This is a genomic window from Aliishimia ponticola, from assembly GCF_004803475.1.
Lineage (GTDB): Bacteria > Pseudomonadota > Alphaproteobacteria > Rhodobacterales > Rhodobacteraceae > Aliishimia > Aliishimia ponticola.
In genome coordinates, this window is record NZ_SRKY01000005.1 from 217,398 (window position 1) to 233,931 (window position 16,534).

Annotated in this window: 15 protein-coding genes; 4 read left to right on the forward strand and 11 right to left on the reverse strand. The window is 57.5% G+C overall.

Features of this window, described 5'->3' with window-relative positions; genetic code table 11:
* Position 1: 1 nt before the first annotated feature.
* The 7 genes from E4Z66_RS17675 to E4Z66_RS17705 form a co-directional block, all read right to left on the reverse strand.
* Positions 2 to 763: a flagellar biosynthetic protein FliR gene (locus E4Z66_RS17675; RefSeq protein WP_136464381.1), complete on the reverse strand. Its 762-nt coding sequence runs from the start codon at positions 761 to 763 to the stop codon at positions 2 to 4.
* Positions 763 to 2,784 (reverse strand): flagellar biosynthesis protein FlhA, encoded by a 2,022-nt coding sequence (gene flhA, locus E4Z66_RS17680; protein WP_246036078.1) that lies wholly within the window; start codon positions 2,782 to 2,784, stop codon positions 763 to 765. Before flhA ends, E4Z66_RS17675 begins: the two co-directional genes overlap by 1 nt.
* A gap of 294 nt (positions 2,785 to 3,078) precedes the next feature.
* A complete protein-coding gene (locus tag E4Z66_RS17685; RefSeq protein ID WP_136464383.1) occupies positions 3,079 to 5,502 on the reverse strand; it encodes a tetratricopeptide repeat protein in 2,424 nt (807 codons plus the stop codon).
* Positions 5,499 to 6,368 (reverse strand): flagellar motor stator protein MotA, encoded by an 870-nt coding sequence (gene motA, locus E4Z66_RS17690; protein ID WP_136464384.1) that lies wholly within the window; start codon positions 6,366 to 6,368, stop codon positions 5,499 to 5,501. Before motA ends, E4Z66_RS17685 begins: the two co-directional genes overlap by 4 nt.
* 73 nt (positions 6,369 to 6,441) lie before the next feature.
* The gene (locus tag E4Z66_RS17695) at positions 6,442 to 7,050 is read right to left on the reverse strand and encodes a MotE family protein (RefSeq protein WP_136464385.1); all 609 of its coding nucleotides are present in this window, start codon (positions 7,048 to 7,050) and stop codon (positions 6,442 to 6,444) included.
* A complete protein-coding gene (locus E4Z66_RS17700) occupies positions 7,047 to 7,439 on the reverse strand; it encodes a DUF6468 domain-containing protein (RefSeq protein ID WP_136464386.1) in 393 nt (130 codons plus the stop codon). Before E4Z66_RS17700 ends, E4Z66_RS17695 begins: the two co-directional genes overlap by 4 nt.
* 11 nt (positions 7,440 to 7,450) lie before the next feature.
* Positions 7,451 to 7,939 (reverse strand): flagellar basal body-associated FliL family protein, encoded by a 489-nt coding sequence (locus E4Z66_RS17705; protein WP_136464387.1) that lies wholly within the window; start codon positions 7,937 to 7,939, stop codon positions 7,451 to 7,453.
* A gap of 123 nt (positions 7,940 to 8,062) precedes the next feature.
* On the opposite strand from E4Z66_RS17705, the gene fliF reads away from it, so the two are divergent.
* The 4 genes from fliF to fliP are packed head-to-tail and all read left to right on the forward strand — an operon-like array spanning position 8,063 to position 11,292.
* The gene (fliF, locus tag E4Z66_RS17710) at positions 8,063 to 9,685 is read left to right on the forward strand and encodes a flagellar basal-body MS-ring/collar protein FliF (protein WP_136464388.1); all 1,623 of its coding nucleotides are present in this window, start codon (positions 8,063 to 8,065) and stop codon (positions 9,683 to 9,685) included.
* Positions 9,682 to 10,284 carry a FliH/SctL family protein gene (locus E4Z66_RS17715; RefSeq protein ID WP_211097187.1) on the forward strand — a complete coding sequence of 201 codons (603 nt, stop codon included), beginning with the start codon at positions 9,682 to 9,684 and terminating at the stop codon, positions 10,282 to 10,284. Before fliF ends, E4Z66_RS17715 begins: the two co-directional genes overlap by 4 nt.
* Positions 10,277 to 10,561: a FliM/FliN family flagellar motor switch protein gene (locus E4Z66_RS17720; RefSeq protein WP_136464390.1), complete on the forward strand. Its 285-nt coding sequence runs from the start codon at positions 10,277 to 10,279 to the stop codon at positions 10,559 to 10,561. The genes E4Z66_RS17715 and E4Z66_RS17720 overlap by 8 nt, the downstream gene beginning before the upstream one ends.
* Positions 10,562 to 10,563: 2 nt before the next feature.
* A complete protein-coding gene (gene fliP / locus E4Z66_RS17725; RefSeq protein WP_136464475.1) occupies positions 10,564 to 11,292 on the forward strand; it encodes a flagellar type III secretion system pore protein FliP in 729 nt (242 codons plus the stop codon).
* Positions 11,293 to 11,573: 281 nt separating this feature from the next.
* Here fliP and E4Z66_RS17730 read toward each other — a convergent pair whose 3' ends face one another.
* The 4 genes from E4Z66_RS17730 to E4Z66_RS17745 are packed head-to-tail and all read right to left on the reverse strand — an operon-like array spanning position 11,574 to position 16,475.
* A complete protein-coding gene (locus E4Z66_RS17730; protein WP_425456163.1) occupies positions 11,574 to 12,641 on the reverse strand; it encodes a flagellar basal body P-ring protein FlgI in 1,068 nt (355 codons plus the stop codon).
* A gap of 29 nt (positions 12,642 to 12,670) precedes the next feature.
* A complete protein-coding gene (locus tag E4Z66_RS17735) occupies positions 12,671 to 13,678 on the reverse strand; it encodes a flagellin (RefSeq protein WP_136464392.1) in 1,008 nt (335 codons plus the stop codon).
* Positions 13,678 to 15,135, reverse strand: coding sequence for a flagellar hook-associated protein FlgK (gene flgK, locus E4Z66_RS17740; protein ID WP_136464393.1), 1,458 nt, complete (start codon positions 15,133 to 15,135; stop codon positions 13,678 to 13,680). Before flgK ends, E4Z66_RS17735 begins: the two co-directional genes overlap by 1 nt.
* A 29-nt stretch (positions 15,136 to 15,164) precedes the next feature.
* Positions 15,165 to 16,475, reverse strand: coding sequence for a flagellar hook protein FlgE (locus E4Z66_RS17745; protein ID WP_136464394.1), 1,311 nt, complete (start codon positions 16,473 to 16,475; stop codon positions 15,165 to 15,167).
* Positions 16,476 to 16,534 lie beyond the last annotated feature (59 nt).

A 16,534-nucleotide genomic window follows, 5' to 3' on the forward strand; every position in this document is an offset into this window, starting at 1 on the left:
TTTATGGCGCTCCCGACAAGGGAGCGGCGAGGAACCTGTCCATCGCTTCGATCCATGCGGTGAGCATCAGTGGGGCGGCAAGCATAAGCATGACCAAGCCACCCGCCGTGATGAGAGGGGCGCCGACAAACGCCACCATAAGCTGCGGCATCGCGCGGTTTATCGCCCCGATGGCGAGGTTATAGACAACCGACAGCAACACAAACGGCGCGGCAAGAGAGAAGGCGAGGGTGAACGCGTAGGCCGCCCGCTGAATGCCCCACTCACTGAATAGCGTGGGGTTGGGGAAGGTGCCCACCGGGACCAATTCGTAGCTGACGATGAAAAATTGCGCGGCCTTGATGTGCAGGCCAGTCATCACCGCCAATGCCAGCCCCGCGACGACAAGGATATGCCCGATTGCCGGCATCGGATCGGAGCCGTTCCCGCCAAGAAGTTGCGACAAGGACGTGGCCTGCGCGGCAATCGCGCCCGCAGTTTGCAAGGCCAGTACGAACAACCGCAGTGCCAGCCCGAAAATAAGCCCGGTTGTAATCTCAGACAGGATCAGGAGCGTGGTCTGATCCGACGGGTCGATCCGCGTGACGGAAGGCAGGACCACCATGGTCATTGCGAAGGACAGGATCAGTTTGACGCGCGTCGGTACGGACCTCTCTCCGAAGCCGGGCATCAACGAGAAGAACGCCGACATCCTCAGGAACACCGCAAACGCGGTGGTCGCTTGCCCTTCGAGCAAAGGTATCAGGGCGGTGATGACCTCCATCAGGCGGGCACCACGCCAACAAGCGACGGGCGCGCATCCGTGCCGATCTCTTCGAACGACAGGACGGGCGCAGAAATACCCTTTGCTTTGACGAGCGTTTTGAGGAACCTGCGACGCTGCGTGCTTGTGACGAGGGCCGGGAACAGACCGCGTTCATTCGCCGTGCGAATTTTGTCGGCCACGCCATCGGCCAGCGAGTTGAACAGGTCGGGCGGCAGCGCAATGTCGCCGTTGGTTTTGCCATCGCCGAGTTGATAGTTGGCGAACGTATCCTCCCACTCGGGGGCCAGTTGCACCAATGGAACGGTCCCGTCGTCACGGCGTAACTCCGCGATCAGTTGGAAGCCAAGGCGGTGACGCACATGTTCGCAGATCGCTTCGGGAGAGGCATGGAACATGCGCGCTTCGGCAATTGCCTCAAGGATCAGCGGCAAGTTGCGAATGGACACTTGTTCATCCAGCAAAAGTCGTAGGACCGCGTGCAGGATATCCATCGGAACTTTTTCGGGGATCAGATCATCCAACAGCTTTTTGTTGGCATCCGCCCGGACCGGATCAGAGATCCGCGACAGTTCGTTCAAAATCCGGCGCAGAGATTTCAGCGTCAGCAGTCGGGACAGATTACGTTTGATCACCTCCAACAGATGCGTTGCAAGGATTTCAGTCGGTGTGACCAGTGTCATCCCTTCAAGAGCAGCGCGTTCCCGATCATCTTGTGAAATCCATTTGGCGGGGGCGCCGTAAACGGGTTCTGGCGTGACATTCGGCACGCCCTTGTCCGCGCCTTCCGGGAGCAGGGCCATGACCTTGTCGGTTTCCAGATGTCCCCGCGCCTGTTCCACGCCCTGAACACGAACGACGTAAGTTCCGAAGGGCAAGCCAGCATGATCCGAAAGCCGAATCTCAGGCAGAATGACGCCAAACGCGGTGGCCACGTGCCGCCGCATATTCACGATCCGCGCGTCAAGGCCGGTGCCCGGATCAAGCACCATGTTCACCAAGTCGGGCGCGAATTCCACGTGGATGTCATCAAGTTCCAGCAAATCGCCGATGGGGCGCTCGGCCGGGATGATGTCTTTAGGCTCTGCTTTTTCTTCTTCAGGCCGCGCTTCTATTTGTTTGGATTTCCAATATCCCAGTGCGGCAAGCCCAATGCTACCCGCAACAAAGGGCACAAATGGGAGGCCGGGGACGAGCGCGAACAGGAAGAGAAGAGCGGCGACCGAGAACAGCGCAGCAGGGTGTTTTCCCAATTGGTGAAACACTGCGAGGTCTGTTGCCCCGGTCGTGCCACCGCGCGCGAGCAAGAGCGCCGATGCGATCGAAATGATCACCGCGGGGATTTGGGAGACCAAGCCATCACCAACTGTAAGGATCGCGTATGTTTCGAAGGCTTGACCGAATTGCATGCCATGCACGACGGTGCCCATGATCAATCCGGCGACGAGATTCAGCAATGTGATCAACAGTCCGGCGACGGCATCGCCTTTGACGAATTTCGACGCACCGTCGAGCGAGCCGAAAAACGTCGTTTCCTGTTGTTCCCGTTCGCGTCTCGCCTTGGCCTGCTCATGATCGATTGATCCTGCGGCGACGTCGCTGTCGATGGCCAGCTGTTTGCCGGGCATACCGTCCAATGCGAACCGCGCGCCCACTTCCGCCATCCGCGCGGCGCCTTTCGTGATCACCATGAAGTTCACGATAAGCAGAACGCAGAAGACCACGAGCCCTAAAAAGACGCTTCCGCCCATAACGAACTGTGCGAAACCCTCGATGACGTCACCCGCCGCGCCGGTTCCGGTGTGGCCTTGGCCGATAATCAGCTTTGTCGATGATACGTTCAGTGACAATCGCAGCATCAAGGATCCCAGTAGGATCGTGGGGAATGCGGAAAAGTCCAAAGGCCGTTCGATGAACAACGTGACGGTGAAAATCAGGATCGCCAGCGAGAACGAGGTCGCCAATCCGATATCCAGCAAGAACGCTGGAACTGGCAGGATCATCATCACGATGATCGCCATCAGAGCGAAAGCCAGCAGGACGGTGGGATTGTAGAGGGAACTCAGAGAAAAATTCTTCACTACTCGTATCCTTACTTACGGTGATTGCAGCGCAGCGGCGCTGAGATCAAACCGATGTGTTTACGAGGAAGGAAAGCTTCGCGCGCGATTCCCATGTTGGAAGCCGCGCCGAAAAGGTCATGCCGTTTCGGTGAAAGAATTGTTTTATTTGTGGTGCATGCGTTCTGCATGTCGAGACTCCTGTCAGTCGACTAAGCAGCAGCCTAAGTGATCTTCCTTTACCATTGGTAAGCGCTAAAGGCCTGCATCCACCTGAAGTTCGGGCGCGGTAAGAAGTTGGTTCAGCTCGTTTGCCAGATCCTCCGAACCGGAGATCAACGACTCGGCTTGAGACAGCGGTCCACGATCGTCCGCGGCTGTCGGAGTGTTCTCGCCACCTGATTGGGCGCTAGTCGTCAACGGATCTGATAGAGCTTCTTGGAGTTCAGATTGGATTCGACCTTCAGCTTCTTCCGCGGCAGCATCGTCGCCCAAAGCGGCGTATAGGTCAGCGGCCTCTTCGAACGCGCCGGATGCATATAGGGCGTCGGCTTTGAGTTGGTCGAATTCCGGTCCGGAGAACGTTTCCGCCGCCGCCAAAGCTTGCCGATAGAACCCCTTTGCCAGATGTATCTGCCCGCGCAAGAGTTGCTGTTGGCGTGGCGCAATCGACGGGTCGACCTCGGCGATCAAGCTATCGGCCTCATCGCTAAAGCCTAACGTCAAAAGCCGTTCTGACATCGATAGTTTCGTTCGCGCTGGTATCTGGCCCTTATGGGGTTCCGGCAGCCCAAGCGCTTTTTGCAGGAAAGTCACATCGGGCGCGTCCTCCTGAAGAGTTCTGTAGAGTTGCGCGATGAGTTCAGGCGTCGAAACGCTTTTGGCACTTTCCTCAAGTGCTTGAAACGCCTCCAAGAAGTCGCCGGACCGTGATAGCGCAATGATATGCGCCTTGTTCAGGTCATCGGCGATTTCCGAATCTCGGAACTCTTGCGCATAAGCCGACGCCAGGACGGCCATGTCATGCGACACCCTTTCCCGGTTCGCGGCTTTCAGTTCGATCAGACGGATCAATGCCAACGGCGCTTCAAGCGTGCCGCTTGCTGCTACGGTTTCCAGTTGATCGTCCGCGCCGGCTTCGTCGCCTTTTTCCAACCTTACCTCAGCCGCTTCCAATTGAGCAGCGGCGGAGGGTTCATCTTTTGCTCTGGAAAGGGTCCGCATCGCCAAGGATGCGGAACGGACATCACCCAAGGCGCGGAAGCGATTGCTTAGTTCGGGTGCAACGATTGCGCGCAGATGCATTGGTAGTTCGTTCAACGCTCTAAGCGCGGCTTTTGCATTGACGGAGTCGGACGATGTCGGCGCAGACATGGCCAAGATCGACCAGATAGCGCTGGGATCATCGCATTCTGCAAACCGAGCGAGGTCAGCTACATCCTGCACCGCACCAGTTTCCAGAATGGTAGCGACCGCATAGATTGCCGCTTCTTCTTCGCCCCAACCATCATCCAGACTCAATGTTTGGAGCGCCTCAGCACCAAATCCGTAATATGCGTAACTTTTCGCAAGGGCCTGTTGCGCATCCTTATTGAGCGCATCGAACTCTCCGTAGAGCTGCTCGCGATATGAACTTATCGCCTCATCAAAGGCACCTGGTTCGCCCCACGTTGAAACGTTGAATAGTTCCTCATCCAAGCAACTAAGGCCCTCAGACGTCAATCGTTCACCTTGGATCGATATATTGGAACGTATCACGCTACTGGTCGACGATAGATTATCGCCTTGACGGTTTTCGCGGTTGAGCAACGGTTCGATCCGTGACCCATTTGCATTACTCGATCCGTCTCTCGGGTCAATCCTGGATGAGACCCTTCTTCCGTTCGGTGGGTTCGCCGCCTTTGGGTTGAGTACACCTTGGGTTGCCGCCAGACCGATTTGTTCAGCAAGTTGCTGCTGAAGGTCGTTTAGGCTTTCGGGCAACACAGCGGCGTCGAGTGTTCTCGTTTCCGCGCCGCCTTGATTGTCTAACGGTAAAAAGGATGGGGGAAGAGTCTGGCCTCGATCGGGTCTACCGACAAGAATTGGAAGTTCGACAGGATCTTCCTGCTTGGATGCCTGATCCGCCGGATTGCCAAGCTCATTGTCATTAGTCGGCGTGGCGGGTGCTGCCGCTGTCCTCTGAGGTAGCTCTATTGGCACAACGACAGGCTCTGGAGGAAAACGATTCAACCCCCCAGTCTGTCTTGAGGATCTATCCAAGACAGCTTCCGGGAAACCCAAATTTACTTGGGACGCAGGTCCGGCATCAGACGTAGCATTCTCGACTTGATCGCTTTCGAAGATCTCCAGAATGACAAGATTGGGTTCTTGATAGCTAATCCGAGTGTCACACTGGCAGGCAATTTCCAGTAGCAGCGCGTCGGCTTCAGAGCGAACATCGCTCAAGCGTTCCCGCGTGATTTTTTCAAAGACGGTTTCCACTCTATAATCGACATCAAAACCCGGAAACCGGATTGACGCGCCACCGCCCGTTCGCGCGTAGTCGAAGTTGGAACTTGGCACCGCGTTCAACACGATCCTTGTGAACCCAACGTGGTCGCCTGCGCGCACATACACAGTTTCTGCAAAAACAGGACCTGACAGGAGAGCCAACAAGAGTGCGACGTGACGGATCATGCTGCTGCCTGCTTGACCGCCTTGAGGCTTTCTTCGAGTTCAGAAAAGGACGGGCGGCAATGGGACGGCGTGTTTTGGCGGCCGACCTCAATGCAGATATTCGTGGCGTGGTTATGGAGATTCGCGACCAAGACCTCTCTGATCAATTGATAGAAGTGGGCTTCTTCTTCTGTCACGGTTTTGACTTTCGCCGCGAAAGGACCGACGAGACCATAAGCCAGGAACACACCCAGGAACGTTCCGACAAGCGCGCCGCCGATAAGTTTGCCGAGTACTTCGGGCGGCTGGTCAATGGAGGCCATTGTCTTGATCACGCCCAGAACGGCGGCAACAATGCCCAATGCCGGGAGACCATCCGCCATTGTCTGAAGCGCGTGGCTTGAATGCATGGCGTGATGCAGGTTCGCCTCCATGCGTTTTTCAAGAACTTCCTCAACCTGATGCGGGTCGTCGTAGTTCATTGATGCGGATCGCATGGTATCGCAGATCAGCGCGATCGCCTCTTTGTCGCCAAGAATCTTGGTGTATTTCGAGAAAATGGAGGACTCCTCCGGTGCCTCGATGTGTTCTTCAATTCCGACTGGGTTTTGACGCGCAAGCCGGATCAGTTCGAAGAGCAGGCACAGCAAATCCTTAAAATCATCGTGTTTCCACTTTGGGCCTTTGAATACCTTGCCGACGTCTTTCAGCGTGTGTTTGACACCGGACATGTCGTTACTGATCAAGAACGCCCCGACTGCGGCGCCACCAATCATCATGAACTCAAACGGCAAGGCTTTGATGATGATGCCCATCTTGCCACCGGCGGCGAGATAGCCGCCGAACACCATGGCAAAAATTACGATAATACCAACGATTCCGATCATGAGACGCCCCTGCGAGGTTACTAAGAAGCTTGTTTCAGATTCGGCTTAAGAAAGACTTCTCAATCGACCAAAATCAGTTCTTCGGAACGTTCGCGTTCCTGCCCGCCAAGATCGCACTGACCCGATAAGCGGCCTCGGGCGGCATACCCGCCATTACAGCTGCCGCCGAATCCGGGCGCATCCGGCCAAGGAAGCCGGCGGCGAACTCGGGAGCCATCTCTTGAAATAAGGCGGCTGCGGTCTTCGGCTTCATGTTTTCGTATACCGCTGTCAACCGTGCCAAATCATCTTCGGCGGCGGTACTTGCCAATGCCAGCGTGGCCCGCAGTTCCGCTTCAGCGGCTTTCAATTCGGCGAGACGATCCTCAATCTTGCGGTCCGCGACTGCCAACGCATTCATTCGTTTTTCGATCTGTAGCTCTTGCTGTTTGATACGTTTTTCCCGGGCCTCGAATGCGCGCAGCATCGCACTTAATTCCTCGTGCGACGGCTCTTCTGACTTGGCAGGTGCCGGTTTCACAGGCTCTTCCACGGCCTCCGTTTTCTGCGCTGCCGCTGCCATTACGGGACCAACATCAGAGGCAATGCGGATCACGGCAGATGCGACAAGCAAGCCGGCCAAAATCCCGACGGTGCCCCGGCTCCGTCCGCTGGTCTTTTTACGTTTGAACAGCTTCATCATTGGGTTCTCCCGGCTGCCCGATGCCGAACGAACATGGGTTCATTCGTTTCTGGCGGCGGAGCGGTGTGCGTTATGTCTGACGCTGCTGGCTGTGGCGTTGGCTCAGGCACCACGTCGTGAAGCGCTGCGATTTGCAGTTCGAGTTGTCGGCGCACGTCTTCGGCCCGATGCGTCAGTGCTTCCAATTCCGAGGTGGAGCCAGCAGCGGTAGCTTGGGCGGCTGCAAGGCTTTTTTCCAGGTCGTCGACCTGCGCCGATAGAACTGCGACCGCGCCGCCCATTCCATTTTCAAGGTCGTTGAACTTTCTCAGCCTGCGGCCAAGAACATAACAATAGAAAGCGGCACCCAAGGCACCCGCTGCGAGGAGGATATCTGCAATCAAGCTCATGTCCGGTCCTGTCAGTTTACGATGAATTCCATGATGAGAAGGTCTTTGACCCGGCCCTGACCGGTCACGATCTGAACACGTCTCAACATTTGCGCCCTCAGACGCGCCAGCGCAGAAGGGTCTTCAATATCGGAGACCTTGAGCGCACGTAGGTAGCTGTTCAGCACATCGACGACGCGCGGCAGTAATAGCTGCACGTCTTCCTTGTAAGCGGTCGGCACCTCGAGATGCGCGCGGAAGCGCAGATGGCTGCGTTGCGGGCCGCTGGATAGCGCAATGGTCAGCGGTTCGATTTCAACGAAGTCGATCGGCGGAAGCCCTTCGACCTCTTCGATCTCCTCCGCGTGTTCAACGTGTTCCGCCGGACCGAGAATCATCCCGGACCACGTGGCATAGAAGCCGCCGCCGCCACCAATGATGGCAAGCAAAAGCCCTATGATCAAAGGCATTTTCGAGGATTTCGTCGGGATATCTTCTTCTTCGGCAACTGCTTCGGACATGGGTCTTCCACCTATTTCTGGCGGGACCATCATTAACCTGTAGGCACTAACCGATTGTTAAGCGAGATCAGTCTATCACGGTTGCAGAAGCAGGGCAGAAGGCCCGAGCAGACGGAGGCACTAGTGCAGCAGCTGTTGAATGTATGGATGGGGCTCTCGCCAGGGCGTAGGGTGATCACGGTCGGGGCCACTTTGGGTATTTTCTTCGCGATTCTCGCAATGACGCGGATCGTGTCGGCGCCAACGATGAGTCTGCTTTACGCCGGTCTGGAGCCGTCGGCTGCCGGAGAAGTCGTTCGGTCTCTCGAAGCGCGTGGCATGAACTACGACATCCGCGGGGGATCGATTTTCGTCGAGACGCGGCAGCGTGACGAACTGCGCATGACACTTGCGAGTGAGGGGCTGCCAGCGAATAGCTCGGGGGGCTATGAACTGCTCGACAGTCTCAATGGGTTCGGCACGACCTCTCAGATGTTCGATGCGGCTTATTGGCGTGCCAAGGAGGGCGAGCTTGCGCGTACGATCGTTGCGGCGCCGCATATTTCGTCCGCGCGTGTCCATATCGCCAATGGCGGGTCGAACCCGTTCCAGCGGGGCGTGACACCAACGGCTTCGGTCGCGGTGAACCCCGTCGGCGGGGAGCTTAGCGCCGCTCAAGCGAAGTCCTTGAAGTTTCTGGTGGCTTCCGCTGTCGCCGGTTTGTCGCCAGAGGATGTTGCGGTGATCGGTGCGAATGGCGCGCTTTTTGGCAACACCGAAGAGGACGCACCAGGAGACACGGCAGAGGATCGCTCCGACCGCTTGAAGCAAAAGGTGGAACGCCTTCTGGAAGCGCGCGTTGGGCCGGGAAATGCCATCGTCGAGGTGAGTGTCGACACAGTGACCGAAAGCGAAGAAATTCGCGAACGCCGCTTTGATCCGGAGGGTCGCGTCGCGATCAGCACGGATACGGAAGAGGTCAGCAACGCATCCTCGCAAGCCGCTCAGGGGCAGGTGACCGTCGCGTCGAATCTGCCCGACGGTGATGCTGCTGGTGGTGACGGTTCTAGCTCTCAGAATAGCCAAACACGAGAGCGGGTGAACTATGAAGTATCTGAAACAGAACGCGAAATCGTCCGTGCGCCGGGGGCGATCAAACGCCTGACCGTGGCGGTCCTGGTGAATGGCACGCAGGTCGAAAACGCTGCCGGGGAAATTGAAAACGAACCCCGCAGTGAAGAGGAAATGGCGGCGTTGCGGGAGCTCGTCGAATCGGCCGTTGGTTTCGATGAAACGCGGGGCGATGTCATTACGATCAAATCGATGGGGCTGCTCGCCGTGGCGCCCATGGGGACAGAGGCGACGAGTTCACTGTTCGATGGCGTGGCGCTTGATCTGATGTCCGTGATCCAGATGGCAGTGCTGGCCCTGGTCACGCTTATCCTTGGATTGTTCGTGGTGCGGCCGCTGCTTTCGGGCGGGGCTCAAGCGGAAACCAGCGAAACTCTGGCGCTTCCGGCAGAGGCGGGTGGCTCGGATGAAGGCCTTAACCTGCCCAGTCTTGACGGACAAATCGATGAACCCGCCGGCAGTCTCCCGCCTCTGGATTTCGGTGGCGGCGCAGGAACCTTGCCCGAACTTCCGATGATGGGCGGTGATGCCAGCGGGAACCCTGCAGATCGCCTTCGGAACATGATCGAAGAACGGCAAACCGAGACTGTCGAAATTCTGCGTAACTGGTTGGAAGATAAGGAAGAGGTCGCGTGATGGCGGTAGCTCAATTATTCGAAGAATTTGGCCGCGATCCCATTCCGGAGGTCGAGGTCAAACCGCTCGAAGTCGAAGATGTCGAAGACCTGAAGCTCAAAGCTTTTGAAGAGGGATATGGCGCGGGTTGGGATGATGCGGTTACGGCACAGGTGCAAAGCGGCAAGTACGTGTCCGATGCGCTGAAGCAGAATTTGGCCGCGTTGAGCGTGACGCGAGAAGACGTGTTGCTGTCTTTTATGCAGGCTTCGGAGAGCCTCTTCAAAGAGATTGCCGCGAAAGTCCTTCCGGAGGTAGCGAACCGCGTTTTGGTGGATCATGTCGTGTCCGTGCTGACGAACGCAGTGCGCCAGGCCACAGATCAAGACGTGTCGATCACGGTTGCGCCGAGCGAGGTCGCCTCTGTCACTTCGCGTCTAGAAAGCGAAGGGTCAGATCAAATCGAAGTGCACGGAAATCCTCAGCTGTCCCCGGGCCAAGCTGAGCTGAAACTCGGCCGCATTGAAAAGCAGATCGATTTGCCGGCGATGATATCAGAGATTTCCGCCGCAATCGACGCATTCCACAAGTCAGTTGAAGAAGGAAACAGTCATGTCTGAGACACCGGCATCGGCAGAAACATCGAACCCCTTCACCTCCGTTCCGATTGAAGTCACTGTCTCCGTCGGCAGAGCGAAGCCGATGATCCGCGACTTGGTGAAGCTGGGTCAAAACGCTGTGCTCGAGCTGGATCGCAAAGTTGACGATCCGGTGGAGCTTTTTGTCGGCGATCGACTTATCGCCCGTGGAACGCTCGAGGAGACCGGCGAAGAAGGTAGTGGCGAACTGAGCGTCCGCTTGACCGAGATCATCGATCTGAAAAGTGGGCTGAGTTGAACATGCTGCTACGACTGCTTCTCGCAGGTGCGGTTATGTTCCTGCCTGAGGTCGCATCCGCGCAAGATATCTCCATCTCAATAGGGGATGGGGAATCTCTTTCTGCGCGGACAATTCAATTGTTCGCCTTGATCACGGTGCTGAGCCTGGCACCGGGGATCGCGATCATGGTCACCTGCTTTCCGTTTCTCATCACAGTGTTGTCGATCCTTCGCCAGGCAATCGGGTTGCAGCAATCCCCGCCAAACATGTTGATCGTCAGCCTCGCGCTTTTCATGACGTATTTCATCATGGAGCCTGTTTTCATGGCCGCTTGGGACGCGGGCATTGGACCGTTGACGCGTGAAGAGATCGATATCGAAACCGCGTTTTCCCGCACGTTGGAGCCGTTTCGCGGATTTATGGTTAATCGTTTGGACGCTGATACTTTCACGGCCATGGCTGATTTGAGGCCGGGAACTGTCGGCCTTGCGCCGACCGCAGATGCGCCGCTGTCGGTCTTGATACCGAGCTTCCTTCTCTCCGAGATCTCGCGCGCGTTTCAGGTTGGGTTCCTTGTGTTCATGCCCTTCCTCATCATCGATCTCGTGGTCGCCGCAGTGCTGATGTCCATGGGCATGATGATGGTGCCCCCGGCAATCGTCTCATTGCCCTTCAAGCTAGCTTTCTTCGTTGTTGCCGATGGCTGGAGCTTGATCGCAGGAAGCCTCGTTCGAAGCTATTTCCCCTGACAAAGAGTGGTTGGTCGCTCGTGGCAGCACGCTCGAGGGTGTGTTGCCACGAGCGTAACGCAGAATGCAGCCACACTTAGTGGCGTGCACCTCGCTGGCCTTGGACGATGCTAGGTCAATGACCGCTTTACGGTTTGGACCAACGCCAATAGCAAGCTACCCACAAATGTTGGTCAGGGGGCTATGGGACCCGCGCATCACAAACACATGCTGCTCTGCATACAAGACAACGCCCCCGTGCGAAGCACGAGGGCGTTATCAAAAGTCGCGCGTTGGCGCGCTCAGCGGACGATGAATTCCGCGTGGAGCGCGCCAGCCGCCTTGATGCTTTTCAGGATGTCGATCATGTCGCGAGGCGCGATACCCAAGGCATTCAGCCCGGCAATCACTTGGGACAGCGAGGTTCCTTCCGGCACTTCGGCGAGGCCGATGCCCGGTTCTTCCTCGATTTCCGCTTCTGTGCGCGGCAGGACAACAGTCTCCCCCTCCGCAAACGGGTTCGGCTGGACGGCCACAGGACGCTCGGCGATCCGTAGCGTCAGGTTGCCTTGCGATACGGCGACGCGCGAAATACGGACATCCTCGCCCATGACGATTGTTCCAGACCGTTGATCCACGATCACCCTGGCTGGCAGCTCCGGTTCTACTTCGATGTTTTCAATTCGCCCCAGTGCATGGGCCACGGAACGGGCGCGAGTGGCAGACACATCTAGTCGGATCGTGCCGCCGTCCAACATTAATGCGACCGACCGGCCAAATTCCGCGTTGATGGCGCGTTCGATCCGTGCGGCCGTCGTGAAGTCTGCTTCACGTAAGGCAAGGCGCATGTCACCAAGCGAGTCGAGGTCGAAGTCTACCTCACGCTCAATCCGCGCACCCGATGGGATGACGCCAGACGTGGGCACACCCTGCGTAACTTCGGCGCCGTCGCCTTCCGCCACCGCGCCGCCAGCAATGATCGTGCCCTGCGCCACCGCATAGATCTCTCCGTCCGCTGCGTTCAAGGGTGTCATGATAAGAGTGCCGCCGAGCAGGCTGCTTGCGTCGCCGATGGCAGACACCGTCACGTCGATCTGGCTGCCAGTCCGTGAAAACGGCGGCAGCGTCGCAGTGACGAGTACCGCAGCCACGTTCTTGGGGCGGAATTGCTCGCCCGTGACATTCACGCCCAACCGTTCGAGGATGTTCGACATGATGTCTTCGGTGAACGGAGAGTTCCGCAGACCGTCGCCGGTTCCGTTCAGGCCCACGACAAGTCCGTAGCCGACAAGGTCATTCCCGCGGACGCCGTCGAAATTCACCAGATCCTTGATACGGACTGGTCCGGCGGTGGCTTGGGTGGCGATCATCAGGACCGCGATGAGGATTCGAAAAAAGGTCATCTCAGGAAATTCACCAATGAGAGTTGTGACAACCGCACGGTCACCGTGTAGAGGCTTTCGAGTTGGAACTGCGCGGCTTCAAGTTCGGTTGCCGCTTCGTAGGGATCGATCGACAGAAGCGCTGACTTGGCGTATTCCAGTCCCGACATCTCGGTCTGGTTCCGAACTTTCCAGCCTGCGACCTGCTCTTGAAGCAAGCCAACACTTGCCTGTCGCGACACGATGTTGGTTTCAGCCGTCAGAAGGTTTTCTCCGGACGCACGGAAAAGAGCGCTCTTGTCAGTGCCGGAAAGGGTGACCCCGCTTGAGGTTGCCATTGCAGCCATCGCCAATGACTTCAGAGTGTTCTTGAAAACGTCGTCGTTTGCACGGATGTCGACGCTGACTTCTGCGGACTCCGACATCTGGAAAGGCGCGAGCGCGGTATCGCTGCCCGTATAGGCGAATGCGTCAAACCCCAGCGGGTCGGCGAACCAGGTATCCAGCGCGGTTTCCACGTCGGTGGCGGATGTCGCGCCGGCGACGACGGCTTCGATCTCCGTCAGGATATCGGACGCGCTTACCAACGGGTTTTGATCGGTCATATCGCCGGCGAAAAGGCTACGCCCCGCCGCTTCGGAGTTAAGAAGTGAGACGACCGTCGAAAATTGTACGCGCGCTTCATTGGCCAGCGCCTCGGTCGAGGAGACCGAGTTGCTGGAGTCACCTGCTATCACACTGCGAGCGAATGTGGCGGAGACGTCGCTGATCTGCTCAAGCTGTGCCTGCGCAAGATCGGCGTATTGTTCCGCCTCGCTGATGGATACGTCGAACCCTTCGAGAACACGCATATCCCGTTCGATGCTCGTAAGGCGTGAATAGCTTCCGCCCAAATGATCCGCAATATCCGCTGTTTGTCCCGACGAAAGCTCCAGATTCAGCTTTTCGATCTCCGTTTTCAGGAGAGTGCTTTGATTTCGCAATGCATAGGCGCGTGCGAGGTCGCCGTAGGAATTTACTGGCATTATCCAATCTCCATCAAGGTATCCATCATCTCAGAAACCACCTGCAGCATCCGAGCATTGGCGGAGTAGGCTTGTTCCATCAGCATCAGTTGCTGAAGCTCTTGGTCGGTATCGACACCAGCGGCGTTCTCGGCCTGCGACATTTCGAAATACGTGGCTGACGCGAAGCTCAGGCTTTGCTCTGACGACAGGCGGTCAACGCCAACTTGACTCAGCAAGCTGCTCGCCAGTTCCGGCAGTGAAAACGCGCCGGTGCCAAAGCTGCCGGAAGCGGGCGTATTTTCAACGGAAAGCGTGGCACGCAATGTGTTCAGCAGCGAGGCTTGGCCAACCGGTCCGGATGTGACTGCATTCAGCCCGTCCCGAAGGCGCCAGCTTTCGCCGCCTTGCGCTGGATCGACCGCCGCGTTCAGAGAGATGCGCGAAGCGATACCGACCTCATCTGCTGGGTCGAATGCAAATCCGCCATCCGTGAAAAGGCCGGGATCCCCCGCCGCGAGCGTGGGATCGACAGCCGGGTCCTGGAACCGTTCGATCAGGTCGCGCGCAAAGGCGTCCAATTGTTCATGTGCGCTGGTTCCCAATTCGTCGCGAATTTCGAACTGCGCGGCGAGCGTCCCACCCGGAACGCTTGAATTGGCAGAGCCGGTGCGAAGGGTCAGATCGCCCATCGTCAGACCAGAAAGATTGCCGTCTTCCAAGGTCATTTCGGGCGTTACAAGGTTGACGGAATCAAAGGAGATTTCGCGCGCGGCACCGTCGATGAGGATCAGTCCGGCATCGGTGTAGAGTGCCACGCCGCCATAATCGCGCTGGGCTTCGGTCACGGGCACGATCTCGTTGATCTCGTCGATGACTTGTTGCCGCAGGTCGATCAGAGAACTGTCGTCCTCATTGCTGATATTCAGGCCTGCAATCTTGCCGTTAAGCTCTTCGACCTCTTGCAGCGCCGCGTTCAAACGCGTGACTTGTGCGTCGATGCTGGCATCCGCTTCGGAGCGCATCTGGGAGATTTCGTCGCTGGTCGTGTTGATTGCCGTGATCAGGCTGTTCGCGGCATTGACGACAGCCGCGTGCCGTTCGGTAGCATCGGGTCGGCTGGATGCTTCAAGCAGGCGCGCGTCGAGGTCAGCGATCAAATTCGTGATAGCGCCGGGGTCGTCCGCCGTACCGAGCGCGGATTCGAGGTTGGTCATGAAGCTGTTGATGGCGGTGGCGTAACCAAGGTCCGCCTCCGCCTCTCGCCGTGATGCCAAAAGCGCCGGATCGCTGTGGCGAATGACGCCTGTAACTGTTGCGCCGCCGACCAGGTTCCCGGATGTGGCTGACACTTCCAGCGTGCGCCGGGCGTAACCCGGCGTCGTCGCGTTGGAGATGTTCGATGCGATTACATCGGTCGCGCGGCTGGCCACATTCAGCCCGGACAGCGCGTTATTCAAAGCAGAGGAAAGTGTCATGTCAGGTTATCCTGTGTCGGCGGCTAGAGTTAGCGTTTGATGTTCGTCGTTTCCTGCAACATCTCGTCGACCGTCTGGATGACCTTCGCGTTCGAGGAGTACGCACGCTGGGTCTGGATCATGTCGGTCAATTCGTTGGCGACGTCAGTGGTGCTTTCCTCGCGAGAGAAGGCGACGATATCGCCTGTCGGCCCGTCACCTGCATCCCAGAGGAAGAAGCTGCCGCTTTCCACCGAAGGCAGATATGTCTGGAAGTCCAACGCGGTCATCCCGTTCGGGTTCGGCAAGTCAGCCAGCGGGATTTGATAGATGGTTCGTGTAATCCCGGTGTCGAAATAGGCGGATAGCGTTCCGTTCGCATCGACTTCGATATCAACAAGGTTGCCGACTGGCGTGCCGTCCTTGTTGATGAAAACCGGCGCGAAGTTATCGGAAAGTTGCGACAGGCCATCCGCGTCACCAATGGTGCCGATGTCGATTTCGATCGGGCCACCATCAACATTGACGATGATGGTTCCTTCAGCTGCGTCATACGTCCCGCCCGAAATGGTTGCGACGGAGGCGAGCGTGCCGCCATCGGTGGAGCCATCGCTGAAGGTCAGGGTGTATTCGCCAATCGTCGCACCGCCAGAAGCGGAATCGGTCAGCACCATGGTCCATTCATTCGATGCATCCGTCGCCGGGGAAACGGGCACGGTCGGCGTGAAGGTGATGTTGAGGCTCTCGGAAGTGCCAAGGTTGTCGTAATATTCGATCGACAGAACTTCGGTTTCGATATCGGCATCCACCTCCGTCGATGTCGCGGGCAGGTTGACGCCAAGATCGATGCTGGTGGTGGGATCGCTGGTGAACTGGTTCACGTTGATCTGGATCGGTTCCAGACCGTCGGAAGAATCCCGTGGGAAGTTGGGCACCGTGCCATCCGCATCGGCCGGCCAACCCATGAGAACCAAACCGGTTTCGGTTGTCAGGTAGCCGTCCTGGTTCTGCCGGAAAGACCCGGTCGTCGTCAGGTACATTTGCGGATCGCCATTATCCGTCTCGATTTCAGAGAGTTGCGCGACAGGCAGCATGCCTTGCCCGCGCACCGACAAATCCGTGCCGTTGCTGGTGGACACCAACGCGCCACGTTCATCGACGAGGCGGTGGGACGTCGCACGAACACCACCGGCGGAGTAAGAGCCCCCGGTGGAGTCGATTACCATGGAGGAAAACTCAGCCTCCACCCGTTTGTACCCGTATGTGGATGCGTTCGCGATGTTGTCGGAAATCGTTGCGAGTTTCGTCGCATTCGCCGACAACGCCATAACGCCCGCATTGAGGGAAGAAGAAATCGTCATCTGGATACACCTTTCTGCTGCATCGTCCCTAGTCGATGCAACAGATAGGCGGCCCGGCT